The 25,598-nt window shown below is 44.9% G+C and carries 23 protein-coding genes and 1 other RNA gene; 12 read left to right on the forward strand and 12 right to left on the reverse strand.

Features of this window, described 5'->3' with window-relative positions; translation table 11 throughout:
* The first annotated feature begins 184 nt into the window (after positions 1-184).
* A complete protein-coding gene (locus JUB15_RS13560; protein WP_207513032.1) occupies positions 185-574 on the forward strand; it encodes a single-stranded DNA-binding protein in 390 nt (129 codons plus the stop codon).
* 611 nt (positions 575-1,185) lie between these two features.
* Here JUB15_RS13560 and JUB15_RS13565 read toward each other — a convergent pair.
* The 3 genes from JUB15_RS13565 to JUB15_RS13575 all read right to left on the reverse strand — a co-directional run bounded on the left by JUB15_RS13565 (position 1,186) and on the right by JUB15_RS13575 (position 3,844).
* Positions 1,186-1,704: a GNAT family N-acetyltransferase gene (locus JUB15_RS13565; RefSeq protein ID WP_207513033.1), complete on the reverse strand. Its 519-nt coding sequence runs from the start codon at positions 1,702-1,704 to the stop codon at positions 1,186-1,188.
* 417 nt (positions 1,705-2,121) lie between these two features.
* On the reverse strand, positions 2,122-3,306 hold the full coding sequence (locus JUB15_RS13570) for an acetyl-CoA C-acyltransferase (protein WP_207513034.1): 1,185 nt from the start codon (positions 3,304-3,306) through the stop codon (positions 2,122-2,124).
* Positions 3,307-3,448: 142 nt separating this feature from the next.
* The gene (locus JUB15_RS13575) at positions 3,449-3,844 is read right to left on the reverse strand and encodes a DUF3175 domain-containing protein (protein WP_207513035.1); all 396 of its coding nucleotides are present in this window, start codon (positions 3,842-3,844) and stop codon (positions 3,449-3,451) included.
* Positions 3,845-4,325: 481 nt separating this feature from the next.
* Here JUB15_RS13575 and JUB15_RS13580 point away from each other — a divergent pair, with 481 nt between their 5' ends.
* The 4 genes from JUB15_RS13580 to ligD all read left to right on the forward strand — a co-directional run bounded on the left by JUB15_RS13580 (position 4,326) and on the right by ligD (position 8,977).
* Positions 4,326-4,652 carry a hypothetical protein gene (locus tag JUB15_RS13580; RefSeq protein WP_242696334.1) on the forward strand — a complete coding sequence of 109 codons (327 nt, stop codon included), beginning with the start codon at positions 4,326-4,328 and terminating at the stop codon, positions 4,650-4,652.
* A 45-nt stretch (positions 4,653-4,697) separates the two neighbouring features.
* The gene (locus JUB15_RS13585) at positions 4,698-4,958 is read left to right on the forward strand and encodes a hypothetical protein (RefSeq protein WP_207513037.1); all 261 of its coding nucleotides are present in this window, start codon (positions 4,698-4,700) and stop codon (positions 4,956-4,958) included.
* 168 nt (positions 4,959-5,126) lie between these two features.
* Positions 5,127-6,089: an alpha/beta fold hydrolase gene (locus JUB15_RS13590; RefSeq protein WP_207513038.1), complete on the forward strand. Its 963-nt coding sequence runs from the start codon at positions 5,127-5,129 to the stop codon at positions 6,087-6,089.
* 56 nt (positions 6,090-6,145) lie between these two features.
* Positions 6,146-8,977: a DNA ligase D gene (gene ligD, locus JUB15_RS13595; protein WP_207513039.1), complete on the forward strand. Its 2,832-nt coding sequence runs from the start codon at positions 6,146-6,148 to the stop codon at positions 8,975-8,977.
* A gap of 58 nt (positions 8,978-9,035) precedes the next feature.
* Here the strand turns inward: ligD and JUB15_RS13600 are convergent, their stop codons facing one another.
* From JUB15_RS13600 to JUB15_RS13610, 3 genes are all read right to left on the reverse strand, one after another.
* Positions 9,036-9,530, reverse strand: a complete 495-nt coding sequence (locus JUB15_RS13600; protein ID WP_207513040.1) for a ferritin family protein — start codon at positions 9,528-9,530, stop codon at positions 9,036-9,038.
* 148 nt (positions 9,531-9,678) lie between these two features.
* Entirely contained in the window at positions 9,679-10,476 is a 798-nt protein-coding gene (gene ku, locus JUB15_RS13605; protein ID WP_207513041.1) for a non-homologous end joining protein Ku, read from the reverse strand.
* Positions 10,477-10,901: 425 nt separating this feature from the next.
* The gene (locus tag JUB15_RS13610; protein ID WP_207513042.1) at positions 10,902-11,132 is read right to left on the reverse strand and encodes a helix-turn-helix domain-containing protein; all 231 of its coding nucleotides are present in this window, start codon (positions 11,130-11,132) and stop codon (positions 10,902-10,904) included.
* A gap of 167 nt (positions 11,133-11,299) precedes the next feature.
* Between JUB15_RS13610 and JUB15_RS13615 the strand changes: the two genes are divergently transcribed.
* From JUB15_RS13615 to JUB15_RS13625, 3 genes are all read left to right on the forward strand, one after another.
* Positions 11,300-11,842 (forward strand): RNA polymerase sigma factor, encoded by a 543-nt coding sequence (locus tag JUB15_RS13615; RefSeq protein ID WP_207513043.1) that lies wholly within the window; start codon positions 11,300-11,302, stop codon positions 11,840-11,842.
* 527 nt (positions 11,843-12,369) lie between these two features.
* Complete coding sequence (locus JUB15_RS13620; RefSeq protein WP_205511162.1) at positions 12,370-12,639, forward strand: hypothetical protein; 270 nt, start codon at positions 12,370-12,372, stop codon at positions 12,637-12,639.
* 365 nt (positions 12,640-13,004) lie between these two features.
* Positions 13,005-13,910: a transglutaminase domain-containing protein gene (locus JUB15_RS13625; protein WP_207513044.1), complete on the forward strand. Its 906-nt coding sequence runs from the start codon at positions 13,005-13,007 to the stop codon at positions 13,908-13,910.
* 175 nt (positions 13,911-14,085) lie between these two features.
* Here the strand turns inward: JUB15_RS13625 and JUB15_RS13630 are convergent, their stop codons facing one another.
* Complete coding sequence (locus JUB15_RS13630; RefSeq protein ID WP_207513045.1) at positions 14,086-14,793, reverse strand: hypothetical protein; 708 nt, start codon at positions 14,791-14,793, stop codon at positions 14,086-14,088.
* Between the two features lie 960 nt (positions 14,794-15,753).
* Here JUB15_RS13630 and JUB15_RS13635 point away from each other — a divergent pair.
* Entirely contained in the window at positions 15,754-16,770 is a 1,017-nt protein-coding gene (locus tag JUB15_RS13635) for a YCF48-related protein (RefSeq protein WP_207513046.1), read from the forward strand.
* A 132-nt stretch (positions 16,771-16,902) separates the two neighbouring features.
* Here the strand turns inward: JUB15_RS13635 and JUB15_RS13640 are convergent, their stop codons facing one another.
* The gene (locus JUB15_RS13640) at positions 16,903-17,232 is read right to left on the reverse strand and encodes a DMT family protein (protein ID WP_207513047.1); all 330 of its coding nucleotides are present in this window, start codon (positions 17,230-17,232) and stop codon (positions 16,903-16,905) included.
* Positions 17,233-17,306: 74 nt separating this feature from the next.
* Here JUB15_RS13640 and JUB15_RS13645 point away from each other — a divergent pair, with 74 nt between their 5' ends.
* Complete coding sequence (locus tag JUB15_RS13645) at positions 17,307-17,840, forward strand: ferritin (protein ID WP_207513048.1); 534 nt, start codon at positions 17,307-17,309, stop codon at positions 17,838-17,840.
* 271 nt (positions 17,841-18,111) lie between these two features.
* Here JUB15_RS13645 and smc read toward each other — a convergent pair whose 3' ends face one another.
* A complete protein-coding gene (gene smc, locus JUB15_RS13650; RefSeq protein ID WP_207513049.1) occupies positions 18,112-21,639 on the reverse strand; it encodes a chromosome segregation protein SMC in 3,528 nt (1,175 codons plus the stop codon).
* 376 nt (positions 21,640-22,015) lie between these two features.
* Between smc and JUB15_RS13655 the strand changes: the two genes are divergently transcribed.
* A complete protein-coding gene (locus JUB15_RS13655) occupies positions 22,016-22,369 on the forward strand; it encodes an antibiotic biosynthesis monooxygenase family protein (protein WP_207513050.1) in 354 nt (117 codons plus the stop codon).
* 54 nt (positions 22,370-22,423) lie between these two features.
* On the forward strand, positions 22,424-22,915 hold the full coding sequence (locus JUB15_RS13660) for a hypothetical protein (RefSeq protein ID WP_207513051.1): 492 nt from the start codon (positions 22,424-22,426) through the stop codon (positions 22,913-22,915).
* 123 nt (positions 22,916-23,038) lie between these two features.
* Here the strand turns inward: JUB15_RS13660 and fsa are convergent, their stop codons facing one another.
* The 3 genes from fsa to JUB15_RS13675 all read right to left on the reverse strand — a co-directional run bounded on the left by fsa (position 23,039) and on the right by JUB15_RS13675 (position 25,464).
* Complete coding sequence (fsa, locus tag JUB15_RS13665; RefSeq protein WP_207513052.1) at positions 23,039-23,713, reverse strand: fructose-6-phosphate aldolase; 675 nt, start codon at positions 23,711-23,713, stop codon at positions 23,039-23,041.
* A 145-nt stretch (positions 23,714-23,858) separates the two neighbouring features.
* Positions 23,859-23,958: signal recognition particle sRNA small type (ffs, locus tag JUB15_RS13670), an RNA gene on the reverse strand.
* Positions 23,959-24,174: 216 nt separating this feature from the next.
* Entirely contained in the window at positions 24,175-25,464 is a 1,290-nt protein-coding gene (locus tag JUB15_RS13675) for a type IX secretion system plug protein (protein ID WP_207513053.1), read from the reverse strand.
* Between the last annotated feature and the right edge of the window lie 134 nt (positions 25,465-25,598).

The raw sequence follows: 25,598 nt of genomic DNA on the forward strand, positions 1-25,598 counted from the left end.
TTAATTGGCTATTGAATGATGGAAAGTACAAAAAATAGTCGTTTGTAAACGACAACAAACGACTATATCCGGATACAAACGTTTAAAAACCGACTATGGCTTTCCGTGGGTTGCATCTTTGAGTTGTCAATCGAACGGCGCCCGAGTGACTGAAATAAAATTATCAATCTTTAAAAATACGGTTATGTACGCAATAAGAAACAAAGTTCAACTGATCGGTTACTTAGGTCAATTACCTGAAATACGCACTACAGAAACAGGTAAAAAACTTGCCCGTTTTTCAATCGCTACCCATGACACTTACCGCAACGCACATGGTCAGAAAGTTTCCGAAACTTTATGGCATAACGTTGTAGCCTGGGGCAAACTCGCCGATATTTCCGAAAAATACCTGACCAAAGGAAAAGAAGTGACCGTTGTGGGTAAACTTGTGCACCGCCAGTATACAGATAAGAACGGTATTAAACGCTTTATTACAGAAGTCGTGTTAAATGAAATGCTCATGCTGGGTGGTGGCGCAAGACACCAAAACGAGTCCGCTGAGCAGCCGGAAGATCTGGCTGAAATGGAATAATCAAAGTGGCAGGCCTCCAAAGCAGGGAAGCAGCCATGATATAATAAGAAATCGTACCATTAACCAAAAACCTTTATAGATAAGCTCGTTCCCGAAAGACTGAACGGCGTTCACGCAAGCGGGCACTGCAGCTAGTCCAAAAATACTCTTTCAATCAGTGCTCCGGGGTGTTGCAGGGAGTGTCCATATTGAGCTTTAAAATCCAAATCAGCATAGTGCAGTGATAGCTGACCGAAGTTTATTAGCTGATGTGTTAAGCTGCACGTTATGCTCATGTTGGGCGCCCTACCGCAACCTCGTTTTACCTCCTTTGCATTGCGCAGGAAGTGTGCACAACGGGGACCTTAAAATTTAAGTTCAGCATAGTGTAGCAACATCGCGGCCGGAAGCTTGTTAGCTGTGTGTTAAGCTGCTTGCCGCATACATATCCTTCGCAGTGGAACGGCAAGCGCCTGCTGTTGGTTCATTAAAAAAGTTTTTTTAGATCCGTGTATGTTTTAATGGTGTTTCCTTACCCTTGCCGGGTTGCCATGCCCGGTATGAAATTTGGGTGACGTGTAGTTGTTGTAAGTTTCCCGCCGATCTTCATCGGCGGGTTTACTGATATAGGTTTACAATAATTTCTTCATTAACCAATCGGTTTGTGCATCGTCTCCTAACATAAAGACATGCTCGCTGAACCGTTCAAACCCCCACTTTGTATAAAACGCAATAGCCTTATGATTGTGCTCCCATACGCCCAACCATATTACCCGGGCATTCTTTTGTTTGGCCACATCAATACATCGTTGCATCAGCGCACTTCCCACTCCCTTGCCAATACTTCTTTGTACCGCATAGATGCGGGCGATCTCAATAGCCGCACCGTATTCTGTTAAAAGGGGATTCGTCGTCTCACGCAATCGTGCATATCCTACCACTTCACCATCTTGTTCAGCCAATAAAAAAGTATTACCGGCAGCGCCCACTTCTTTCATTAAGCTGTCCCGGGTGAAAACTTCATTCATGAACTTGTCCATATTCTCCCTGGAGTTGTCACGTGCAAATGAATCATAAAAAGTTTGCCTGCTCAGATCCGCTATCAATGCAGCATCTTCAATGGTTGCTTCTCTTATTTGAATCTCATTCATATTACAAATGTAATTGTGTAAAACATTCCGCTTATAGATCATTCTAACAATTTAATCACGGTCATGATGGATATCATTTTTTCTGAAAATATATTCTTTGTAACTTTTCAATGCATTTTTGCAATTGGACTTCACACCTTTCCCTATAAAAAAATTTCTTCGGAAAAATATCCTCCAATCACTGACCATGTGAAAAACAATTTTCTGCTGGCTACTACTTCCATTAGTCGGAATAAGCCAAACCCAAAAATGTACTTAGTTCGTTTAGAGCATTCCCAAAGCCTACAGAACAACTGAGTTTGAAAAGGCATTAACGGCACATGCCCAGCGAATTATTATCCTTCCGTGCAGACCTCAGTTCTAAATAAAAAAAGCCCTGACGGCAGCGTCAGGGCTTTTTTCTTTATATACACTTTATTACATCCTTTCGATCACCATAGCTGATGCACCTCCACCGCCATTACAAATGCCCGCGGCACCGTATTTACCATTATTATGCTTCAACACATTGATAAGTGTTACAATAATACGGGCTCCACTGGCTCCCAGGGGATGCCCCAGCGAAACTGCACCTCCATGCACATTTACTTTCGCCGGATCGAGCTTCATGCGTTTGGTATTTTCAATACCCACTACAGCAAACGCTTCATTTAATTCCCAGTAATCGATGTCGCTCATTTGAAGCCCAGCTTTGGCAACTGCTTTTGGCACTGCAATAGCCGGTGTTGTTGTAAACCAATCAGGCGCCTGCTCTGCATCGGCGTATGAAATAATTTTTGCAATGGGCTTCAGCCCAAGTTCCTCCGCTTTCTCCTTACTCATCAATACCAGTGCTGCTGCTCCGTCATTCATCGTACTGGCATTGGCGGCGGTAACGGTACCGTCTTTCTGAAAAGCAGGTTTCAACTCGGGTATCTTATCGAATTTCACATTAAAAGGTTCTTCGTCCTTAAAGAACCTGATGGGATCACCCTTGCGTTGCGGAATGTCGACGGAGACGACTTCGTCTGCAAATTTTCCCGCAGCCCAGGCTGCCTGGCTGCGTTTATAACTTTCAATGGCAAATGTATCCTGTTCATCCCGTGATATCCCGCATTCTTTGGCGCAAAGCTCGGCAGCATTTCCCATGGCCTGGCCGTTATATACATCGGTCAACCCGTCTTTAGCCAGTCCGTCAACCAGACTGCTGTTACCGTATTTATTTCCCCAGCGCATATTTTCTACGTAGAAAGGCACATTGCTCATGCTTTCCATACCACCGGCCACTACGATATCGGCATCCCCGAGGGCAATGCTTTGTGCAGCCTGTGTTATAGCTTTCATTCCGCTGGCGCATACCTTGTTTACGGTGGTGCAATTCACTTCATCGGGCAAGCCGGCATATCTGGCAGCCTGGCGGGCAGGCGCCTGCCCCAGGTTGGCCTGCAATACACAACCCATCAGCAGGTCCTGCACCTGGTTTGGTTGCACACCTGCTTTTTCCAACGCGGCTTTTATAGCAATCGCGCCCAGTTTTGTGGCAGGAAAATCTTTTAAACCACCACCGAAACTACCCATCGGTGTTCGCATGGCGGATATAATATATACTTCTCTTTTGTTCATATAGTAAGTGCTGTTTTTAAGATCTGGTTTTCTGGTAAACACAAAGATATGGCTTTGCTAACAATCGTTAGCCCTGAATATAACAAATTCGGCGGGAATCGGTTTTGAAGAGAGCGGCGGACGGAGGGGGAGGCATTCTGCTTTAAGGCTCTTCCCGGTCAAAAAGCACCCGCAATTCGTGCTTGGCCTTTTCGAGGGGTTGCTTTTCTTTGGCTGTCAGTTGTTTCCCCGCCCGGTTGATATAGAAGTTTAACATAGACATAGCAGATTGAAAAGGCGTGCCTTTCCTCCTGTTACTTTTTTCGGCCGAACGTTTCAACGACCTGGCTATTTTCTTCGGGTCCTTTGATCGAAATACGCCCGACTCCAGGTCAAGCGCATCGCTGGTTTGCATTACCCGGCGCGACCATTTCCTCGGCGACTTTTTCTTTGATGCAGTCTTTTTAGAAGCTGTTTTGCGGCTGGTCTTTTTGCGGGTAGGACTGGCTTTTTTACCTGCGGTGGTGGTTCGCTTCTTTTTCTTTGCTGCTGATGCCATAAACTTCCTTTCGGAAAATAATGCAACCCCGATACCCAATAAAAAACCCCGGTTTTATCCGGGGCTAGTGATATTTTTTTCCCTTTTTACAGTGATGTATCCAGCATTCTTAACACTCTCCATAAGAGTGTAATTGCCAGAAGGAAAAAATTACCGCTCTGAACAAATAATTAAAATCCTGTGCCAGCTATCATTCCGGTGATGTTCAATAAATAATATAAAAGTTGGAATTGGTGGTCCCTGCAACCCACTGTTTGTGTAGAAATATTTCGTCAATATGACGAGCGCTTCAACAACCCCACAGGCATTTCAAAACCACAAATTAAGCTTAATGCAGACTATCAATATAATAGCGTGGCATTAGGTGGCACGGGTTTTTGAAATGATATGACAGCTCGTAATTAGTACCTGACTGGTATTCAATAATCGACGAACTATTTATTCATTTAAAAACTTGTTTATGGAAACAAAACCATCTGAAATGACAACCTTAACCGCCGTATTGGAGAAGTTAAGAAAACAACATAACGATAATGAATTTACTCCCAAGAATGATGGTTTCACCACGTCAAACGGGAAATTCTATAAACCCGAAGACCTGACCATCATTAAATCCTACCGCTTCGAAGGTGTTTCGGATCCGGGCGACTCTTCTGTCGTTTACCTTATAGAAGCGAATGACGGCACAATTGGTTACAGTATGGATGCTTATGGCGTTTATACGACCCATAATGAAGATGAGAATTATGACGAACTGATCAAAAAAGTGCCGGTTCAGGAAAGAGAAGAACAGGCGATTTTCCATTAATTCAGTTTGAACCGTTCCACTTATTTTTCAATTAAATCGCAGGTTATGGAAGAACTACAAACGAAAACAATGGATCTGTCAGTAAGTGGTAAAACCGTTTCCTGTCAGATCAAGGAAAGGGATTTTGGCGATATGATCGTATTCGATGTATTCACAGAAGACAATTACCTTTTCACCCTTACCCAACAGGGCGATGTATTGTTCAACGAATACGAAATGGGGAATCAAAAAAACATTATGGATCCCCGTGAGTTGAATATGTTGATAGAAATGGTCAAAGAAAAAATAGAATCAGAACCGGAATAACCCCTACCCCCCAACCCGTAGAAACCCATCTTTGCCAGTAATGGAATATGCAGAACCAGTTCTGCATAGCGGAAGTTTTCCTGACTTCTTAGAATCCTGTTAAAATATCTTAAATCAACTAACGGTTATAAAATGCATGTAACTTCATGCATCTAATTTTTTTTCTGCATGGCAAGTTTATACTATCCCAAAGCCCTGATGATGCTGTTCTTCCTCACTGCCACTTTGTACGGGCAGGGGCAGGTAGAATATCCCTACCCCGTTAAAAAGTTTAATATTACCCTCGAAAATAAACCGGTTCAAATCGCTTATATGGATGTACAACCGGAATCAGCACCCGGAAAAACCGTATTGCTTTTTCATGGTAAGAATTTCAATGGCTATTACTGGAAAGACGTAATGTCCTTTTTAATAAAATCAGGTTTTCGGGTGATCGTTCCTGATCAGCCCGGCTGGGGCCGCTCAGATAAACCTGAACTGCATTACAGCTTTCACCTGTTATCCTATGCGATGAACGGATTGCTTGATTCCTTACAGGTAAAGAAAGTGTACCTCATTGGCCATTCCATGGGTGGTATGCTGGCAGCCCGCTTCGCCATGATGTACCCGGGTAAGGTAGAAAAGCTGGTGCTGGAGAACCCGATCGGACTGGAAGATTACAAACGGTTTGTGCCTTATCAAACCATCGAACAATTGTATCAAAAAGAAGTCAGCGCCACGTATGAGTCCTATAAAAAATACCAGCAATCGTATTATCCGCAATGGAAACCGGAATACGAGCAATATGTACAGGCCCAGGCTGAAGCGCTGAAGAATCCGGAATTTCCCCGTATTGCCCGTATAAACGCGATTACCTATCAAATGATCTATGAACAGCCGGTGTGTTATGAATGGGAACGCATTGCCGCCCCCACCCTGCTTATCATTGGTACTGAAGACCGCACCGTTGTAGGGAAAGCCCTGTTAAGCGATGAGGACAAAAATCGTTATGGACAATATCCTGCCCTGGCCAAGAAAACCCAGGAACAAATTCCCAATGCCCTGCTGTTCGAAATGCCAGGTATCGGCCATATACCGCATATCCAGGACCTGGGCCAGTTTAAGCAGGCATTGCTTACTTTTTTACAGTAACCATTGCCTTCTGCCCACTACCGGTTACATGGCACAACTTTTTTGACCGCTATCGTATGAGTCTTACCACTTATAAAAAGAAGCGGTCGTTTAACAAAACGCCGGAGCCAGCAGGTAAAAAAACCGCCGCCAAAAAGAAAGCCGAAGCCGGCGCCCTGCATTTTGTTGTTCAAAAACACGCCGCTTCCCGGTTGCATTATGATTTCCGCCTGGAAATGGAAGGCGTGCTGAAATCATGGGCCGTTCCCAAAGGCCCTTCCATGAACCCCGAAGACAAGCGGCTGGCCATGATGGTGGAAGACCACCCATACGATTACAAAGACTTTGAAGGCATAATTCCACCCGGTAACTATGGCGCCGGTACCGTCATCGTTTGGGATGAAGGCACCTATGAACCCATGGAATCTATCGAGGATGGCAAAAAAGCGGAGAAACACCTGCTTGGTCAGTTACATAAAGGCGACCTCAAGATCAGGTTACACGGACAAAAACTGAAAGGCGATTTTGCCCTGGTACATATAAAAAACAGTGAAGACAATGCCTGGCTGCTGATCAAAAAACGCGACAAATACGCCAGTACTGCCGACGTTACCAAAAAGGCGAGATCGGTACAATCCGGCTTGAAACTGGAAGAGGTAGCTAAAGAAAGCACCAATGAATGGGTAAGCAACCGGAAAAGCAGCACTGCCCGGAAAAGCAGTGCGAAAAGAACATCCGCCCGCAAAACGGCTGGCCCGCAAAAAAAGCAGGCAGTTAAAAAAAAAGTCCCGGCGTCAGTCGAAAAGCTCATAGCAAAGGGTAAGAAACAACCAATGCCGGCCGGTATCATTCCCATGCTGGCCACACTTACAGATGGCGCATTCGATGACAAAGACTGGGTATTTGAATTAAAATACGATGGTTATCGGGCAGTGTCCTATCTCAACGGGAGTGATATTACGCTCATGTCGCGCAAGAACCTGCCTTTCAATCACAAATTTCCAACAGTAGTTGAAGCCTTGCAGGAGCTGGGCCTGGAAGCCGTGCTCGATGGCGAGGTGGTTGCGCTTAATGAGGAAGGCAAAAGTGATTTTCAACTATTGCAGAACTGGCAAAACAGCGGCAAAGGCGAGTTGGCGTATTATGTGTTTGACCTGTTATGGCTAAACGGTTACAACCTGATGGATTTGTCACTGGCTGAACGCAAAACCATCTTAAAGGAAATATTGCCAGATCATCTTATGATCCGGTACAGCGATCATATAGAAGCAACCGGCATCGAGTTTTTTGACATGGCTACACAGCAGGGGCTCGAAGGCATTATTGCCAAAGAGATTGACAGTGCCTATACGCCCAAAGCACGAACCAAACAATGGTTAAAGATCAAAGCGAATCAAAGGCAGGAAGTTGTGATCGGCGGCTTTACCGAAACAAGAGGAAGCCGCAGCCACTTTGGCGCCCTGGTGCTAGGTGTGTACGAAAAAAATAAATTGATCTATGTAGGCCATACGGGCTCCGGGTTTACGGAACAATCATTGGCAGAAATCTATGAAAAGCTTAAACCGCTGGTCATTTCCACGTCACCATTCGCACAAAAGCCTAAGACCAATATGCCCTGTACCTGGGTGAAACCCGAATTGGTTTGTGAAGTAAAGTTTTCAGAATGGACCAAAGACAATATTCTGCGCCAGCCGATTTTCATGGGATTACGGGAAGACAAGAACGCCAAAGACGTATTTAAAGAAAAAGCAGTGGATACTGGTAAAGCTGTTTCTGCAGCTGAAGCCGAAAGCACCACCCATAATAAAAAAACCAGATCCGGCAAAACGATGCAAAAACGCCAAACGCCCAGCGCTGAAGGCGCAACCCAGAAAGCCAGAAGCGGAACGCAGCGGGCTGAACCCATTGCGACAGGCAAGCACGCCACGTCAAATACCCCGCGTAAAAAGCAACCTGTTTCCCAGGCACCTAAAGGATTTCTGAATGACGCCGAAAAAGAACAGGTGGTCATTATCAATAAAAAAGAGCTCACTTTTACCAATCTCGATAAAATATACTGGCCGGCCGACAAGATCACCAAGCGCGATTTGCTGAACTACTACGAGCAGATTGCACCTTTTATGCTGCCTTATATGAAAGACCGGCCGCAATCTATGAACCGGTTTCCCAATGGCATCAACAAACCCAGCTTCTATCAGAAGGATGTTACCGGCAAAGTGGCCGACTGGATCGAAAAGCATGATTATGTGAGCGAATCGGATGGCGAGAAAAAACAATACCTGGTTTGTACTGATGAGGCATCCCTGTTATACATGGCCAATCTTGGTTGTATTGAAATGAATCCCTGGCACAGCACCACTAAAAAGCCTGATCATCCAACCTGGTGCGTCATCGACCTGGATCCCGGGGATATTTCCTTCAATAAAGTCATTGAAGCTGCTCAGGTAATTAAAGAACTGGCAGATGACCTGAAAATAGACACATATTGTAAAACATCCGGTTCTACCGGGCTGCATATTTACATTCCGCTGGGCGCGGCTTATGATTACGATCAGTCGAGGCAGTTAGCAGAGCTGCTGGTATCGCTTGCGTATAATGAAATGCCCACTTTCACCAGCCTCGAGCGCAGTCCGGCCAAAAGAAAGGACAAAATATACCTGGATTATTTACAGAACAGGTCTATTCAAACGATCGCTGCTCCGTATTCGCTTCGGCCCAAACCAGGAGCCACTGCTTCGGCGCCATTGCATTGGGATGAAGTAAAAAAGGGATTAAGCATCCAGGATTTTACTATTCGAAATATGTATAGCCGGGCCAGGGAAGTTGGAGATATATTCAAACCCGTATTAGGAAAAGGGATCAACTTAAAGTCGGTACTGAAAAAGATCAGTGAAATGCCAGGCAATTAATGTAATTACCCGCTCCTTACAGTGTTATACTGAGGAATTTCCAGGGTATCGCATGCCTTTAAATTGTCTTTTTCATTTTCTGCGGCATCTTTTGCGGCTGGTTCAGAATGCCTTTAACAACGCTGTGCGAATTTTGCAGTCCACGCAGCTGGTTCTCTAACAAATAATGCAGTTCACCGGCCGGTAACTGTTCAATCGCTTTGCTATAAATGACCTGTATGGCCTGTTCTCCGGCTTCGCTGCTTTTCAGCATATCATAAATGTTGGGGCCAGAGAAGGACACCCCCATTTCTTTCCATAGGTTAAACAAATAACCAAATGTAAGCTGCGGCATTGGTTTCTTTGAAACGGGAATATGACTTTGCAATTGCTCCAGGTGCTGACGGAGGGCAAAACTGTTTTGCCGGCTTTGATTGGCCAGTAAGGCGAAAGTGCCTCGCAATTCGAGGTTAAAAATGAAATTCAGAAAAGACGCTTCTTCATAAGCCTTAGCCCGTTCGCGATTAATTGCAGAAAGGTCATTCAAGATCTCTGCTAATTGTTGATATTCCACAAGCGTGATGTTTTGAAGTGTTATTAAATTTGTTCCGTATCAGTAGAAGAAAAATTACAGTTCCGTCAGGGCGAACGATCACTGCTGTTTGTAAACACGCAAAGGATTACTACTAATTTAATGAAAATTTTCTTACCAACTTCTTACATCACGAAGCTTTCCGGCGGCGGCCTCCGCCACCCCCTTTCTTTTCCTTGCCAAGACTTGCTTTCAGTTGTTCCATAAGGTCTTTTGACCGGGAATGCACCACCCGTAAAGTGGGTTTTTCAATTTTCTTGCCTTTTGCTTTATCCTTGATCAGCTGCATCAGATCCGCTGAGTATGTATCCTTAAAATGTGAGATGTCGAATTTGCCCGATAACTGGTTTATAAGGGCTATGGCCATTTTCAATTCCTGGGGATTGCTTTTGGTTGTTTTAACATCCAGTTCCGATGCATCCCGAATTTCTTCGCCAAAACGTATCTTATTCAATACCAGTATATCATCATGCGGCTTGATCAGGGCAATACTTTCCTTGTTCCGCAACACATAAGTTCCCAGGCCCACCATACCGGTTTCCTCCAGGGCGTCACGCAACAGGTTATACGCTTTTACGCCGCTTTTATCAGGCGCCAGGTAATACGGGTTTTCATAATAAATGGTGTCTATTTCCTTTTCATCGACAAACTCGGTTATATTGATGATCTTATTCTTTTCGGGCCTTACTTTTTGAAAATCTTCTTCTGTCAGCACCACATACTGGCCATCGAGGTTATACCCGCGCACAATATTCTCCCAGGCTACCTGTTTACCTGTTTTTTCGTTCACGCGCTGGAACCGGATATTGGAATGATCTTTTTTATCCAGCATATCCAGATCAAGCTCACTGCCTTGTACAGCGCTGTACAGTTTAACGGGAATATTGACTAACCCGAAACCGATCGCTCCGGTCCAAATGGCTCGCATAACTGATGATTTTTGTAATGTTAATGCTTAAACTTTTGTGCCAGTTGATTACCCCTTATAAACGCAGAAAAACCAGGTTGACCTGATGTACCCTTACCGTACTATTCATCTCTTTCCGTAAGGCCATTTTTGCCGGGAAAACGCTGCAAATGGGTATTTTTTTGCGCAGGGCTATTGCGAGCGCTGTTAAGTCTCGTTTGCCCGATAATTTGATATTCCCAATTTGGCACTATTTGGCACCGGGTCCGTCAAAAACGATGATGCAGGCTACCGGCCGCCAATTGCGCCGCTGCCGTCTTGAATGCGTTAACAGCGGTTTAAAACGCCGGTAGAATAGGCGATAACGCGGAAAGGGCGCATTGCAGTTTATAGGCGGTACAGCCGGATGGTTTGAAGGAAGGCAGCATACCTGATGTACCAGATTGTTAGTTCTCCCACCTGAACAGATCCTCAGCGGGTATATCCAGTGCTTTGGCCAGCTGCATAATGGTGAGTAAAGTTATATTGGTTTGGCCACGTTCAATTTTTCCGATATCGCTGAAATCGATCGAGCACTCATACGACAATGCACGAAGGCTTAAACCCTTGCGCTTTCTTATCTTCTTCAGATTATCGCCAAACTTTTTTAAGATGTCCTGGTCGTCCCCTGCCTTCATATTGATGATTAACAGGAGTAAGATCACCGAAATTCATAAAAAAGATGTGGGACTTAAACCCCACATTATTATTTTCCCTTATTTTTGCCGCCTGTTCTCAGCTATAGTCATTCCCACCCAACCAATACAACAGCCGCTCAAATTATCTTAACCAGTAAACCTTTTGTATGCACCTACCGCACCCATGTAACGCTGGTGGTCATTGGCAGGAAGCAGAGCCGCTTGCCTTTGCGAGTGTTTATAAGCGTTTTTACAATCCGTTGGTTTATTTTGCCCGCAAACTGCTGATGGATGCCCTGGCCGCGGAAGATCTTGTTGCTGACATATTTTTGAAGTACTGGCAGAAGCAATACCAGTTCAATGCCCTGGATGCTGCAAAGGCATTTTTGTACATCAGCACAAAAAATGCCTGTATCAATCACAATCAAAAGACCCGCAGCCAGGCACGTGCCAAAGCCGGCTGGCGCATTCTTACTGATGAAGTCGATGAATCAGTTTTAAGCTCCATAACCCAATCAGAGATCTTATGCGATGTTTACAAAAGCGTGGAATCATTGCCGCTACAATGTCGCAAAATAATCCTGTTAAGTTACATAGGCGGTTTCAGCAACAAACAAATAGCCCGGCACATGCAGTTGTCTGTTCACACCGTACGGAACCAGAAAGTGCGCGGCATTCAGCTGGTTCGGGGAAAGGTTCAAAGTTTATAGTTTAAAGTTTACAGTTCAAAGACGTAAAGGCAGTGCACTTGTAACTTTGAACTTTGAACTGAGAACTTTGAACTTTGAACTGAGAACTTTGAACTTAAAACTGAGAACTTTGAACTTTAATTAGTTGACCGGAATTTTGACAGGCGAAATGACGTTTTTGCCAGCTCGCCGGACCATAAACCGGGTGCCAAAAACCGGTTTTAAAGGGTGGGTCCGAAAATTTAAATTTCATCAATTATTCCCCCGCCGCTAAAAAAGCTAAACAACGCAACAGCCTGATTTTCAATAGGCAATTTTAAACAAATTATAAATTCTACCGGGCAGGTGCCGGGCTCATGGCCGATGTGATTTTTTATCCTAATTTTGATTTGTCAGCGTTCCGGGAAACTTTACTACACACCCCATATACTACATGGAACCAACACATTAAATTCTGTAGAACGAAACGCGACACTACCCGTTAAATTCGGCTTGCAACCTGTTGATTCTTCTTTTTTGAAACATTTAAAAAGGTGGAGGATATTAGTATGTATTCGTATGCTTTATTAGAGCCCGGCTGTTATTATTTAATACAGGAAAAAGAAGACGATCCTGTAACGCTTATTAAAATAACGGTAGAAACCGACCAGTGCCTGTATGTCACTCAATATGAGGATATGCCGGTTTTGGTGTGGAAAAAGAAAAACGATCCGATCTTCGACATTCTGGAACTGCTGAGCGATGATAAAGTGAAAGAATGGGAAGCCGTTTACAATGACGGCCAGGATGCCTATTATGAGGAAGAAGATGATGAATAGTTAGTTTGAACTATAAGTTGGAAGGTTTAAAGTTGTTGCCTCACTTTGAATATTATTAATATTTAAAAAGGTCACACTTTAAACCTTTTGCTTTTTATAACATCCTGCAGCATCAACCTTAAACGGTATACGTTAAACCTTTTACATTGTGGCTTGTTTTTCGTAAGTTTGCTTTAGACCAGTTGCCAGGTTGTTTCCCTTTTTTAGGTACAACGGGTAAACTGACGGTAAGCGCCTGATATCACTCCATGCATTATTTTACCACGTTATCAGGTAAAATCTTTACCGGCTAAATTACGGATACCTTTAACACTTGCCATACGAAAAAAATGGTTGATCTTACGTTACTGTAAATCAAGTACGTTATGAACCAAGCCCAGGATAAATATGGCCATACGAGAAAAGTGCTGCTGGTGATTCTGAGCATAATTGCAGTAATTCCGCTGGCTCCATTAATCAATCGTTACATTCCACCATTAGTATTGGGGGATTGGAACCTTGATCTTACTGTTTCCATCATTCTGGCAGGCGTTCTGACTTTTCTTACCCTGCGGTTATTCCGTTTTTTATTATTACCGGCTGTTGGATTACTCATCCTGGTGCTGATCTATAATCAGCTGACCAATGGTTACGGTTTTGGCAATATGTTAAGAGATTACAAAACCATGGTTCAAAACAACTGGGGCAAGAAAGAACAGAAGGAAATTGACCTGGTTTTACGCCCCACCTTTTTTGATGGCCCGCTTACGAAAACGGTGAAGTCGCTGCGATCAAAAGTACATGCCAATGATTCACTTGTGAGGAATTATGCCGTAAAACATTCGGTAGCTTCCTTTGACGAATATTATCCCAAATATGGCTCGCAGGTGCGAATTTTGTCGCTGTTCAAACACATCAACAGCAACTTTAAATATGTGTCTGATTCTGAAAGGGATGAATACTTTGCTACCGCCCGTGAGACTATTCAGAACGGATTGGGCGGCGATTGCGACGATCATACCATTCTGATGGTAACCTGCATGAAGGCCATAGGCGCTCATTGCCGCATGATCCTTACAGATGGTCACCTGTATCCTGAATTGCTCTGTGGCGACGAAAAACAGTTCGAGATGATGCAACAGGCTGTGATACACCTGTTTGGTAATGAAGCTATCGACAACATGTATTACCACGAACAAAATGGTCAATACTGGATCAATCTTGATTACACCGCCCGCTATCCCGGCGGACCATACGTAAGCGAAACAGCCTACGCGATCATTAATTTGTAATTACCGCTTCACAGTTTAAAGTTTAAAGTTCAAAGTTCAAAGTTCAAAATTTATAGTTCAAACAGCTGGATTTCAATTGAGCGTTGAAGGTATATTGGCTTTGCGTTCAGCGTTCTGCGTTAAGCGTTTTGCGTTTTGCGTTCAGCGTTTTGCGTTTTGCGTTCAGCGTTTTGCGTTAAGCGTTCATGGTTTCGCGTTCGGCGTGTCTGCTATACTGGTTTTCGAAGCGGTCCGCTTCCGGCACGGGGACTTTAATTCCCCTGATCAAAAATCCGCAGATGGCCACCGGCAGGGCGATCAGGGAAGATAAGTAATACATCAGGAAGCTGTCGGCCGATGAAGAAACGCCTGGCAGGAAATAATCGAATATGTAGATAACAACGAATGTTCCGTATTCAAACAGTAAGGCTGCACAGATCAGCAACAATCCTTTGGCATGGCGGGTAAGTTTGATCTTCTGTAATTTTAAAATGATCTCCCACACGATCACTCCCAATACGATCAGCAGTTCAGCGCCCAGCACATACTTCAGTGTATCGGTTGTAAATCCCCGAAAAATACAGTTTACCAATCCAACCGCTACCAGCGCCGGCGCCATGAGGCTGGTGAATCTTTTAACAGCAACAGAGGTCGTGGAGAAGTAAAAGATGATCAGAACAAAAGGAATATCGAGCAGGTTATAAATTACAGTGTACAGATCCATCGCGCGGGCAGACAGGGGAATGAATTCAACCACATTTGCCAAAGCACCTACCAGCCAGTACAAAGCAAACAATCTGAATGGAACTGCGGGCCATAGCTTTTTAGCTATCACAATAAGCACAGGTACGAAATATAACCCCACAGCAACAATAGATACGATCTGGTAAATAAGACTTTTCAAAACATGAACAGATTACGCTATAAAATCGCTAAAATACCGCAAAATATTGCTCTGAGCGTGTTTTTCAGTAATTGTACTTTTGTCGATTTCTGCATAAAATACTGTTGCTAAAAATCGCTTCTGCACAACCGGTTGCATAAGTCAGATCCAGACAGATCAACTGGTTGGGAGCATTGTACTATTACTATTCGATTTAGCTAATTTACGGCGGGTGAACAATAGTGTTATATCTGTAATAAACAACCGATGCTTTTCCCTGGTGCGCACCACATACTGTGTTGTATAAATACGCTTGCCTGATAAATGCTTTTTCTGCCCCTGCTTTTGTACTTTTATTCACCGTGAAAACCTACCGTGGATTTCTCGCCGGATGAATGGTCACTTCCTGTATGTAAAAAGGCTATATTAATGCCATATCATCGGGTTCGCAACCGGCAACTATAGTAATTTTACTATACTGCAAACTGGTTATTTACCTGTGCGACATGTTATTAAAACGATACCCAACGTAATAACTGAAGGTTTTAAATCGGGCACATTTGCTCTATGATCGAATGGGTTTAACATATATTTTTGATTTACTGATTTCAATAATCAATAGTAGTAAGTTTTTAAAGAGGTTTCAAAATCCAGTATCCGAACGACCACCGTCCAATTATCCCGTAAAAAACCGGTTCCAAAAAATGTAATTTTTACATTGTAGATCGTATCCTTAAAAAACCGTTCCACAGTACTTACATCCAATGCCTAAGTTCAAAGACCAGATCCAATGAGATCCCTTGGAAAACCCAGTCGATATCCTGAAAACCTGTAACCAAAACGTGTTTTACCTTTGAAAAAAAATCCGATACCAATGAAAGCAGTTCAAATTTGGTAAGTCGACTGATGAAATTATATTGGCCCTGACGGTTCCGTCAGGGCTTTTTCTTTTATATTCATGTTTCCAAAACAAACACATTCATGACCGCCCGCTTATCGTTATTATCACTGCTGCTGGCAGGCCTTTCTTTTTGCACAACTGCTCAAACCATCGAACAGCTTACGAGCGGAAAAGCCACCTCTATCCGGGGATTATGTGCTGTTAACGACCATATTGTTTGGGTAAGCGGCAGCCAGGGCGTCGTAGGGAAGTCGTTAGACGGCGGAAAAACCTGGAAATGGATCACGGTAAAAGGGTTCGAAAAAACAGATTTCCGCGATATAGAGGCTTTTAATGCGAATACAGCTATCATTATGGGTATAGGCGAACCGGCGCATATCTTAAAGACCACCGACGGCGGCGACAACTGGAAGGTCGTATTTGCCGATTCTACCAAAGGCATGTTCCTCGATGCCATGGATTTTTATGATAACAAACACGGCGTCGTCGTGGGCGATCCCATCGACTCGAAATTCTTCATTGCAAAGACCACCAACGGGGGCAATACCTGGAAGAAAACACCGCCCATCATGCAATCCAATGCAATGGCCGGAGAAGCGTGTTTTGCCAGCAGCGGCAGCAATATTCATTATTTCCGCAACAAGGATTTCCTGTTCGTGAGCGGCGGCACGGTGAGCCGGTTACACGACGATGCCGGCGGCCGGTCGATCCCCATCATCCAGGGTAAGGAAAGCACAGGGGCCAATTCCATTGCAGTACGAAACAGCGGTCCTCGCGTGAGCAATACGTTTATTATTACGGGGGGCGATTTTACCAGGGATAAAGACACCACCCGTAATTGTGTGCTGACCAATGATGGGGGACAAACCTGGTTCCACCCTGCTACCCCACCGCACGGGTACCGCAGCAGCATTACTTATATCACCAATAAAAAATTGCTTTGTTGCGGCACCTCGGGTGTTGATCTGTCCACCGACAGCGGCCTTACCTGGCGCCTGATCAGCGAAACAGGTTACCACGTTTGCCGTAAAGCCAAAAAAGGCAAGACCGTTTTTCTCGCCGGCAGTAACGGGCGCGTTGCCAGATTGATTTTGTAGGATTGGGTTGCCAGTTACCGGTTGCCGGTTGCCGGGCGCCAGTTTCAAAGTTTAAAGTATTAAGTTACCGTTTCGCGGATTTCACGTTTGCCGATTGCTCTCTCCTACGGGCCACCCGCCACTTACAGCCAGCTATTTCTTGAACATAAAGTAAACCGCTCCCAGTAACAAGGCAAAACTAACCAGGTAGCGCCAGTGAAAGGGCTCATGTAAATACACCATCGCAAAAACGGTAAACACGACGAGGGTGATCACTTCCTGCGTCATTTTCAACTGAAATCCGGTAAAGCCATTGGAGAATCCCCAGCGGTTGGCCGGCACCATGAGGCAATATTCCAGAAAAGCAATACCCCAGCTTATCAGGATGGCTTTCCATATAGGCATGTGCTGCTGTTTTAAATGACCATACCAGGCGATCGTCATAAAAATATTGGAACATAACAATAGAAGGATCGTACGCATTTGCCAAAAATAAAGATGAAAGCAATAAATTTTAACTAATAATATTTCAGTAATTTGAATAAAATTATTCACGTATGATCTCGAGCAAAATTGAAGAGGCATTAAACAGACAAATAGACCTGGAAGGCTATTCTTCTATGTATTATCTGGCTATGGGCTCCTGGGCAGAAGTAAAAGGATATAAAGGCGTGGCGCAGTTCCTGTATCATCATTCAGATGAGGAAAGAATGCATATGCTGAAATTGTTCCGTTATATTAACGACCGGGGTGGGCGTGCTATTGTTCCGCCTTTTGCTGCTCCTCAAAAAGACTTTAAAGACATTCGCGAGATATTCGATATCGTTCACTCACATGAAGTAAAAGTGTCAAACGAGATCAATGCACTGGTTGAACTTTGCATCCAGGAAAAGGATTATACCACCCATAACTTCCTGCAATGGTATGTTACCGAGCAGATCGAGGAAGAAAGCCTTGCCCGTGATATCATCGACAAACTGAACCTGATCGGTGAAGACAAAGGCGGTATGTACCTGTTCGATCGCGACCTGGCCACGCTGGCCGTACAGGAAGGTGGCGGCGGCAAAAAAGGCGGCCACGGGCATCACTAGAAATGAAATAACTGATCAATACCAAAAGCCCCGATGTTGCTCGTCGGGGCTTTTCTTTTGCTGAGATCAGCTTTACAGTAGTGTACGTTTCATGGCTATGGAGAGTTACTGTAAAGTGCAGCGAAAGTAACTCATGTTTCAATTGGTTTACACGCCAATTTGTATCTGCGTACATTTTGCTGATAAGTGCGCCATTTTTGCTAAAAAGTGTGCAGCAAACAAAAAACCCGGCAGTTGCCTGCCGGGCTTTATATCTAATCATTAAACCGCGTTAATTTAAATTCCTGAAATCAACCGGCACCAGCTTGCTCACGCCGGGCTCCTGCATGGTAACCCCGTAGATCACATCCACAGCACTCATGGTTTGCTTATTGTGTGTTACAATGATAAACTGGCTCTCCTGGCTGAACTTACGGATCATTTGCGTGAACTTACCTACGTTCGCATCGTCCAGCGGCGCATCTACCTCATCGAGGATACAGAACGGCGCCGGCTTGATCAGGTAGATCGCAAACAACAGGGCTGTTGCCGTCAAGGTCTTTTCTCCCCCACTCAACTGCGTGATCGAAGACGGGCGTTTCCCCTTGGGCTTGGCCACAATATCGATGCTGGTCTCAGCCAAATTCTCCGGATTCTCCAGGATCATATCTGCCGAGTCATCTTCGGTGAACAATGCCTTGAACACCTTCTGGAAGTTCTCGCGCACCTTGTTGAAAGTATCCAGGAACTGCTGGTTGGCGGTAGCCTCCACTTCCTGGATGGTTTGTAATAAACTGTCTTTCGCCGTTACGAGATCGTTCTTTTGTTCCAGGATGAACTCATAACGTTTTTTCATTTCCTGGAAAGCTTCGATAGCCGTTGGGTTCACTTCACCCAGGTTCTCGAGGCGCTTTTTCATTTTGTCGCCTTTTTCCTGCAGCTCCTCTACGGGCGTGTCGCCTGTACGGGGCTGATCGATGATATCATCGAGGTTGATCTTGAACTCAACGCTCAATCGCTCTTTCATGCCGGCCAGCTGCAGCTTCAGCTCGTTCAGCTTGTCTTTTATTTCGCTCAGCAAATGCTCCGTCTGCTCTCTTTCTTTCGACTTGTGACGCAGTTCGCTTTCTTTTTCGCTCAGCGCATTCCGCAGGTTGTAATAGGCCTGATCGGCTTCGTTAAGCGTTTTTTCTTCTTCTTCCTTGCGCCGCATCATGTCTATCAATCCGTTCTCTGCATTGGCCAGTTGCTCCGCACTTTCGGTAATATGCTCAACTGTTTGTTTTAATTGCGATGCATTCGCTTCTATCTGGTTGCGCAGGTCAACCAGCTGTTTGCTCTTGAAGTCCAGTTCCTGCTTCAATGAATTGATCTTACTGGTTTGACGTGTCAATTGAAGATTGTATTCATTGAATACCGACTGTGCATTGTTGTATTCGCTTTCAGCCGATTTGTATTCACTTTCCACACTGGCCAGTTGCTCCTTCAGCTCGTTCAACTGACTCACCAGTTCCATCCATTGCTGGCGGGTGCCTGAAATGGAAGACGTTGTTTCTTCCAGGTTCATCTGCAGCTCTTCCAGCCTGTTCTGCGAAGAACTTTGTAAACCATGCAGGTTTTCCATTTTGTTCTCCAGGGAGAACACCTGGTTGGTCAATGTATTGATATCAGCCTGGGCTTGTTTGATGGCCGTATCTTTCAATTGCTCGTTGTACCCGATCACCTCGTTGTGCTTTTGCTGAATACCGTCCTTTAATCCCTGTACAACTTCTTCCAGCGCTACGATCTCTTCATGCAATTTCTCGAGGTTCTTGGCACGACCGATCTTTTTACCTTCAAATAATCCAACACTACCACCGGTCAATGCATATTTGCCTTTTACATATTTACCGGTCTTTTCCAGTACTACCGAACCATTGCTGGTGGCCAGGGCTTCCTCGCTTTCAGCAATGAACACATTGCCCAGCAGGTATTCGGCCAACTGACGGTATTGGGCATCTACCTCAATCACATCCATTGCGGCGATGGTATTGGCGGGCGCATGTCCGTTCTCCGCCTCGTTCTTTCGTTCGTTTAATTTATCGAGCAGGAAAAAATTCGCTTTACCCTTCTTGTTACTATCGAGCAGGTGCACGGCCTGTAAACCTTCCTGCAGGTTGTTCACCACGTAATAGTTCAGGTAAGGTTCCAGCACATTTTCAACGGCAGCGCGGAATTCTTCCTTAACGTAAATAATATCTGATAAAATTGGTGCTGTATGGTTCCAGCCCGGGTTATTGTGCAGGAACTTTACGCTCTCGGGATAACCTTCCATGGAGTCGATCAGGCTTTTCAACAGATCGTGCTCGTTCTTTTTGGCATCCAGCTTTCTGCCTTCTTCGGCCAGCTGCTGACGTAAGGCTTCCAGTTCGCGCTGGGTAATTAATATTTGTTCTTTGGTCCTTTCCTGGTGCTCCTGTAATTGCACCAGGTCAATTTGCCTTTTCTCCAGCTCCTGCTCCTTCACCATCTTTTCTTCTTCCAGCTGTTTTAACTGGCTGTAGCGGGCCTCGCGTTCTTCTTCGATCTGGTTGATCGCTTTTTGAACGTTCTGGATAGAGGTATCGGCAACGGCCACCTTCTTTTCCGCATCGAACTGGTTGCGCTGCAGGCTCAGGTTTTCGGCGCGCAGGCAGTCTACCTTGCCCCTCATTTCATCAAAGACCGAACGTTTGGTGGCAACGGTTTCTTTGTGCTCTTCCACCATTTGCTCCAACCCTTCCAGTTTGCCCTGTTCCTGATCTACCTGTACGCGGGTATATTCAATACTGTCTTCAATGGATTTCAGCGTTCCTTCGCTTTTATTCAGAAATTCCCGCAGGCTGGTTTCTTTTTCTTTCAGGAAGTTCAGGCGCTGGGAAGCGAGGTTCTTTTCATTCTCTTTGGTACGCAGGGTTTGCAACAGCTCGTTGAACTCGTGCTGCATACTTTGCAGGGCGCGTTCTTTTTCAATGAAACCTACTTTTTCCTGTTCAATGATCGCTTCTTCGTTGGCGATCTCCGCATCGAGGCGGATCTTTTTATCGGTCTCTATTTCAGATTGTGAATTGAGCTCGCGGTACGTGAGGTTGAAGCCTTCGAGGGCCGCTTTGGCCAACTCGATGCTCAGCTCGCGGTATTCCTTCTTTATTTCGTAATATTTCTCTGCTTTTTTAGCCTGGTTCTCCAGCGTTTTCAACTGGTTGTTTATCTCAAACAACAGGTCTTCGATACGGGCCAGGTCCTGCTCGGTGGCATCCAGCTTTTGCTTAGCCTCTTTCTTGCGGGTCTTATAAATGGTGATGCCGGCAGCCTGTTCCAGCATGCGGCGGCGGCTGTTCTCTTTGTCTTTAATGATCTCATCAACCATCCCCAGCTCGATGATGGCGTAGCTGTCGGTGCTTACCCCGGTATCCATGAACAGGTTCTGGATATCGCGCAAACGGCACTGAACGTCATTGAGGCGGTATTCACTTTCTCCGCTTTTGTAGAACTTACGGGTTACGGTAATGGTGCTGAATTCAGTAGGCAGCAGGTTACGGGTATTTTCGAAGGTAAGGCTCACCTCGGCCAGACCGGATGCCGAGCGGGTTTTGGACCCGTTAAACACCAGACTTTCAAGGTTTTCACTACGGAGGTGACTGATCTTCTGCTCCCCGATCACCCAGCGGATACTGTCGATAATATTACTCTTACCACACCCGTTGGGCCCGATAACGCCCGTAATCCCCTCATCGAAGTGGAGTACGGTTTTATCGGCGAAACTCTTGAACCCTTTGATTTCTAAGCTTTTTAAGCGCACTTGATCTATTTTTTAGGAAACGACAAAAATAACGAATAGCGATACAAAATAGTGCCGGTTCTACTAACAGGCCTCAAAAGTTGTGCACTTTTGTGGAATAACGCCTGTGAAATGGTGTTTATAAATGTTAATATGTTGTGGGTATCTTTAAGGCTGAACGCAAAACGCTTAACGCTGAACGCTTACTCCTGCGTGTGCAGCAGGCCTGCTTTGGCTCAAGGTTCGGGGAGAGTGCAGTAGCAACGCATCCATAGCAATACGGAACGGCAATTGCTTTAATGTTGATAACTGTTGAGCCTTAAGCATTAAGTTTTAGGCGTTAAGCGCCTGCCTGCGCGGGCAGGTTACCGTATTCACTAATCAATTCCATATTACTATGATCTCGAGAAACTGGACAGGTGTTGTAAAACCAGAGCGTACCAATGATTATATCGCTCATCTTCAGAACGATACGTTCAAAAAACTAAAAACCATCAGGGGCTTTAAACACGCCTCCATCTTTCAACGGGCTGTCACCGATGGTATCGAATTCCTGGTGGTGACCTATTGGGACAGTATGGATGCCATTAAGGAATTTGCCGGCGAAGCGGCTGATATTGCCGTAGTTCCCCAGATTGCCCAGGATATGATGGTGCGGTATGACCCCGTTGTGCGCCATTACGAAGAGATCTCCCTGGTTCCGGTGAAAAACATGCATGTTAATTCGTTAACCGATTTAACAGACATTTAGGCGGGCACAACACAACCGGAACACGTTCGTTTTAGTCTAAATAAATACGACCTGTTGCGTCGTATTTTTGAAGACACATATACATTGTTCACCATGCCGAAAATATCAACCAACGTACCCCGTAAGCAGCTCCTGCTGTTACTGCTGATAACCGCCGCCGGTTTGGCCGGACGGGCGCAGCAGGTAGATAGCATTTTTTTTCACCTGTACACTGACAGCCTTAAAAAAGGCGTGCATAATTATATTAACGTCGATGGCAAATTATCGGATGGCCGCTGGCTTCCTTTAACCAATAAGGAGATCGATTTTACGGCCTCGGCAGGTAAATTTGATGGCAATAGTCTGGTGCTCGACACTGCTTTTAAAGGTGAAAAAGTGACCGTAAAAGCGGTCTTGAAAAATAATACGGCCATCTGGAAAGAATGCACCATTTATATTAAGAAAGTAGAAGTAGTGGAACGGCTGAAAACAGTGGATGAGATCCTAAATACGCCTTCTCAGCGGAGGAACAGAAAGAATTCGAGAAATATGCTTATCGGTACATGATCTAATATGATAATGTGATAATGAAATACAGCGTACGATTATAAATGTAAAATAAGAAGGGATTGGAGCTTCCAATCCCTTCTTATTTTATCGTTTAAGTTGCTTTTGCCTATTGTAAATTGATTACTTGGCAGTAGCCAGTTCATGACGCATCTTCTTGGCGTCGTCGAGGAACTTGGCCAATCCGATATCAGTTAACGGATGTTTCAACAGGCCCAGAATGGGTTCCAGCGGAGAAGTGATCACATCGGAGCCAGCTTCAGCGCATTTTACAATGTGTAAAGGATTGCGGATAGAAGCAGACAGGATCTCTGTTTTATAGCCCTGGATCTTGTAGATCTGCGCAATTTGTTTGATCAGTTCCACACCGTCCCAGTTGCTGTCGTCAACGCGGCCAATGAAAGGTGAAACATAGTTGGCGCCCGCTTTGGCAGCCAGGATTGCCTGACCGGCAGAAAATACCAGTGTGCAATTGGTTTTGATACCGTTGTCTGAGAACCATTTCAAAGCTTTCACACCATCCTTGATCATCGGTACTTTTACTACAATATTGGGGTGAATAGCTGCCAGCTTTTTGCCCTCTTCAATAATTTCATCTACAGTGGTAGACAATACTTCAGCACTTACGTCGCCATCAACCAGTTCGCAGATGGTGAGATAATGCTGCATAACTGCCTCTTCCCCTTTAATACCTTCTTTGGCCATCAGGGAAGGATTGGTTGTAACACCATCAAGAATACCTAGGTCGTGAGCTTCTTTGATCTGGGCAAGATTCGCTGTATCAATAAAAAACTTCATGATTATTTTAGATTTTAGATTGCAGTTGCAAATTTACGAATTTGCTCTGGTATTAGACTTGTTTGTTGAAATGAGTAAGTGAGCAGGTAAATTCTAAGTCGGTTATTACAACCTATCGTGCAGTTCTGTAGGGAATAAAAAAGAAAAAAGGCAGGCGATTTACATCGCACCGCTACAACCACCTACCCTTGCTGCCTTCCGGCCCTGGGGGGGTTCAGCGGGAGCTGGTCGTGTAAGACCTGCCGGGTGCAAATGTACGAATGAATGGAGAATTAACAATGAATATTTTCCAAATAATTGTGGTCAGTGGTGAGTGGGCAATGGTCAATAGTCAATGGTCAATGGTGAATGGTGAATAACTCGCAAGAGCCTTTTGCGTTCAGCTTTGAGCCTTCAGCCTTGAGCCTTGAGCCTTCAGCCTTGAGCCTTGAGCCTTTTGCCTTCAGCCTTGAGCCTTTTGCCTATTGAATACCTTGTCTTCCGTGCAGGGAGCTCACATGACCGATCCCAATCAGTTCATCTGCCCGGCCCGCCAACGCCCGGTAGTAAACCAGGATGGTATACATATTCTCTGTATCCCAGAAATTACCTTCGGTGTACTCGTATGAAGCCGCCCTTTTTTTATCATGCTGATCGATCGTCACATAATTGTAATTGTAATACCCCTGTTTCAGGAAAAGCGTTTTTTCATACGCCCTGGTCTCGTTATTAAAAGTCATTTTTGCGCTGTCGTTCAGATTGTAGTTGGTCAGCTGCCCGATCAGGTAGAGATCGCGGTTGGCAAAGGGTACGTTATCGGGTGGTATATACGTAAAATGTACGGTTGCATAGTCGGTTTGCCAGTATGGATTAAGGCTTTCCGTAGTTTCAATAGTATACATGCCATTGATATCCCTGTAATATACAAATCGATGCTGGCTTCTGTCAACATCGGGCTTGACAAAGATCTCGGTTGAGCGGGCATTGTAATTGGCTTTCGCTACGCGGTCGCTCTGCAGGCGGAAACTGCGCAGATCGAGCCAGCGCCATTCCTTACCGCCGGGCATTACGATCTGATCTTCGGTATTGAAGTCAAGTTTTCTGCCAGAGAAAAAAGTAGGTCGCACGTTAACGAGCGCATTATCCCATCGGTTGTTCTGCATGATCACCACCTTTATCTGCTGCAGGTGGTTCATGACCTGTAACCGGTCGCTCAGGGTAACCTGGAACGGGATCTTTTGCCACGTGCGGAATATTTCGCCATTGAATGGTTGTTGAATTTGTGCAGCTATCGAGGCCTGGTCATCCACTACCAGGAAACGTTTGGTAAAAGCTACTTTCGACGTATCTCCATTTAAGAATACTTTTAAGATATAATTACCCGAACGCGAAGGAGCGCAGTTATTATCAGGCACTACCGCCGAATAATGGGTGTACCGGGTAAATGCTACGGATGATATCCGGTAAGTATTTATGCGTTGCCAGGAAAATCCTTTGATAAAATCGAAACTGCTGAGCATAACCGGCGTCCAGTCGGCATTACACAACTGGTATGTATAGGAGTAGTTTTTAACATTGGCGTCCAGGTCATCGAAATGCAGTTCGAACCGGTCAGAACTGCCCAGTTTCATGATTGGGTAACCTATCTGGTTGCCGGCAGGGAACAATTGAACCGTTTTAATATTAGGGTAGTTGATGGCTTCTGTTAACTGCGTTCTTGCTGGAACTGAAATCAGCAGGCCGGCAATAACTGATATGAGGATATTTTTCATGTTATGCATTTCGTCAGGTATTAGATGTGCCGCATTTTGAAAACGTTGCACAGCGCTAAAGCATACAATGTTACCATAAAATATCAAAAAACTTTCGTCGTTCTTAGGATGAGGGGTTATTTTTGATGGACTAA

The organism is Longitalea luteola (assembly GCF_017356035.1).
Taxonomy (GTDB): Bacteria; Bacteroidota; Bacteroidia; order Chitinophagales; family Chitinophagaceae; genus Niastella; species Niastella luteola.

Excerpts from the sequence above, each read along its gene's own strand:
- JUB15_RS13560 (WP_207513032.1), top strand. The coding sequence starts at position 185 with ATGTACGCAATAAGAAACAAAGTTCAACTGATCGGTTACTTAGGTCAA.
- JUB15_RS13565 (WP_207513033.1), bottom strand. The coding sequence starts at position 1,704 with ATGAATGAGATTCAAATAAGAGAAGCAACCATTGAAGATGCTGCATTG.
- JUB15_RS13570 (WP_207513034.1), bottom strand. The coding sequence starts at position 3,306 with ATGAACAAAAGAGAAGTATATATTATATCCGCCATGCGAACACCGATG.
- JUB15_RS13575 (WP_207513035.1), bottom strand. The coding sequence starts at position 3,844 with ATGGCATCAGCAGCAAAGAAAAAGAAGCGAACCACCACCGCAGGTAAA.
- JUB15_RS13580 (WP_242696334.1), top strand. The coding sequence starts at position 4,326 with ATGACAACCTTAACCGCCGTATTGGAGAAGTTAAGAAAACAACATAAC.
- JUB15_RS13585 (WP_207513037.1), top strand. The coding sequence starts at position 4,698 with ATGGAAGAACTACAAACGAAAACAATGGATCTGTCAGTAAGTGGTAAA.
- JUB15_RS13590 (WP_207513038.1), top strand. The coding sequence starts at position 5,127 with ATGGCAAGTTTATACTATCCCAAAGCCCTGATGATGCTGTTCTTCCTC.
- ligD (WP_207513039.1), top strand. The coding sequence starts at position 6,146 with ATGAGTCTTACCACTTATAAAAAGAAGCGGTCGTTTAACAAAACGCCG.
- ku (WP_207513041.1), bottom strand. The coding sequence starts at position 10,476 with ATGCGAGCCATTTGGACCGGAGCGATCGGTTTCGGGTTAGTCAATATT.
- JUB15_RS13610 (WP_207513042.1), bottom strand. The coding sequence starts at position 11,132 with ATGAAGGCAGGGGACGACCAGGACATCTTAAAAAAGTTTGGCGATAAT.
- JUB15_RS13615 (WP_207513043.1), top strand. The coding sequence starts at position 11,300 with ATGCACCTACCGCACCCATGTAACGCTGGTGGTCATTGGCAGGAAGCA.
- JUB15_RS13620 (WP_205511162.1), top strand. The coding sequence starts at position 12,370 with ATGTATTCGTATGCTTTATTAGAGCCCGGCTGTTATTATTTAATACAG.
- JUB15_RS13625 (WP_207513044.1), top strand. The coding sequence starts at position 13,005 with ATGAACCAAGCCCAGGATAAATATGGCCATACGAGAAAAGTGCTGCTG.
- JUB15_RS13635 (WP_207513046.1), top strand. The coding sequence starts at position 15,754 with ATGACCGCCCGCTTATCGTTATTATCACTGCTGCTGGCAGGCCTTTCT.
- JUB15_RS13640 (WP_207513047.1), bottom strand. The coding sequence starts at position 17,232 with ATGCGTACGATCCTTCTATTGTTATGTTCCAATATTTTTATGACGATC.
- JUB15_RS13645 (WP_207513048.1), top strand. The coding sequence starts at position 17,307 with ATGATCTCGAGCAAAATTGAAGAGGCATTAAACAGACAAATAGACCTG.
- JUB15_RS13655 (WP_207513050.1), top strand. The coding sequence starts at position 22,016 with ATGATCTCGAGAAACTGGACAGGTGTTGTAAAACCAGAGCGTACCAAT.
- fsa (WP_207513052.1), bottom strand. The coding sequence starts at position 23,713 with ATGAAGTTTTTTATTGATACAGCGAATCTTGCCCAGATCAAAGAAGCT.
- JUB15_RS13675 (WP_207513053.1), bottom strand. The coding sequence starts at position 25,464 with ATGAAAAATATCCTCATATCAGTTATTGCCGGCCTGCTGATTTCAGTT.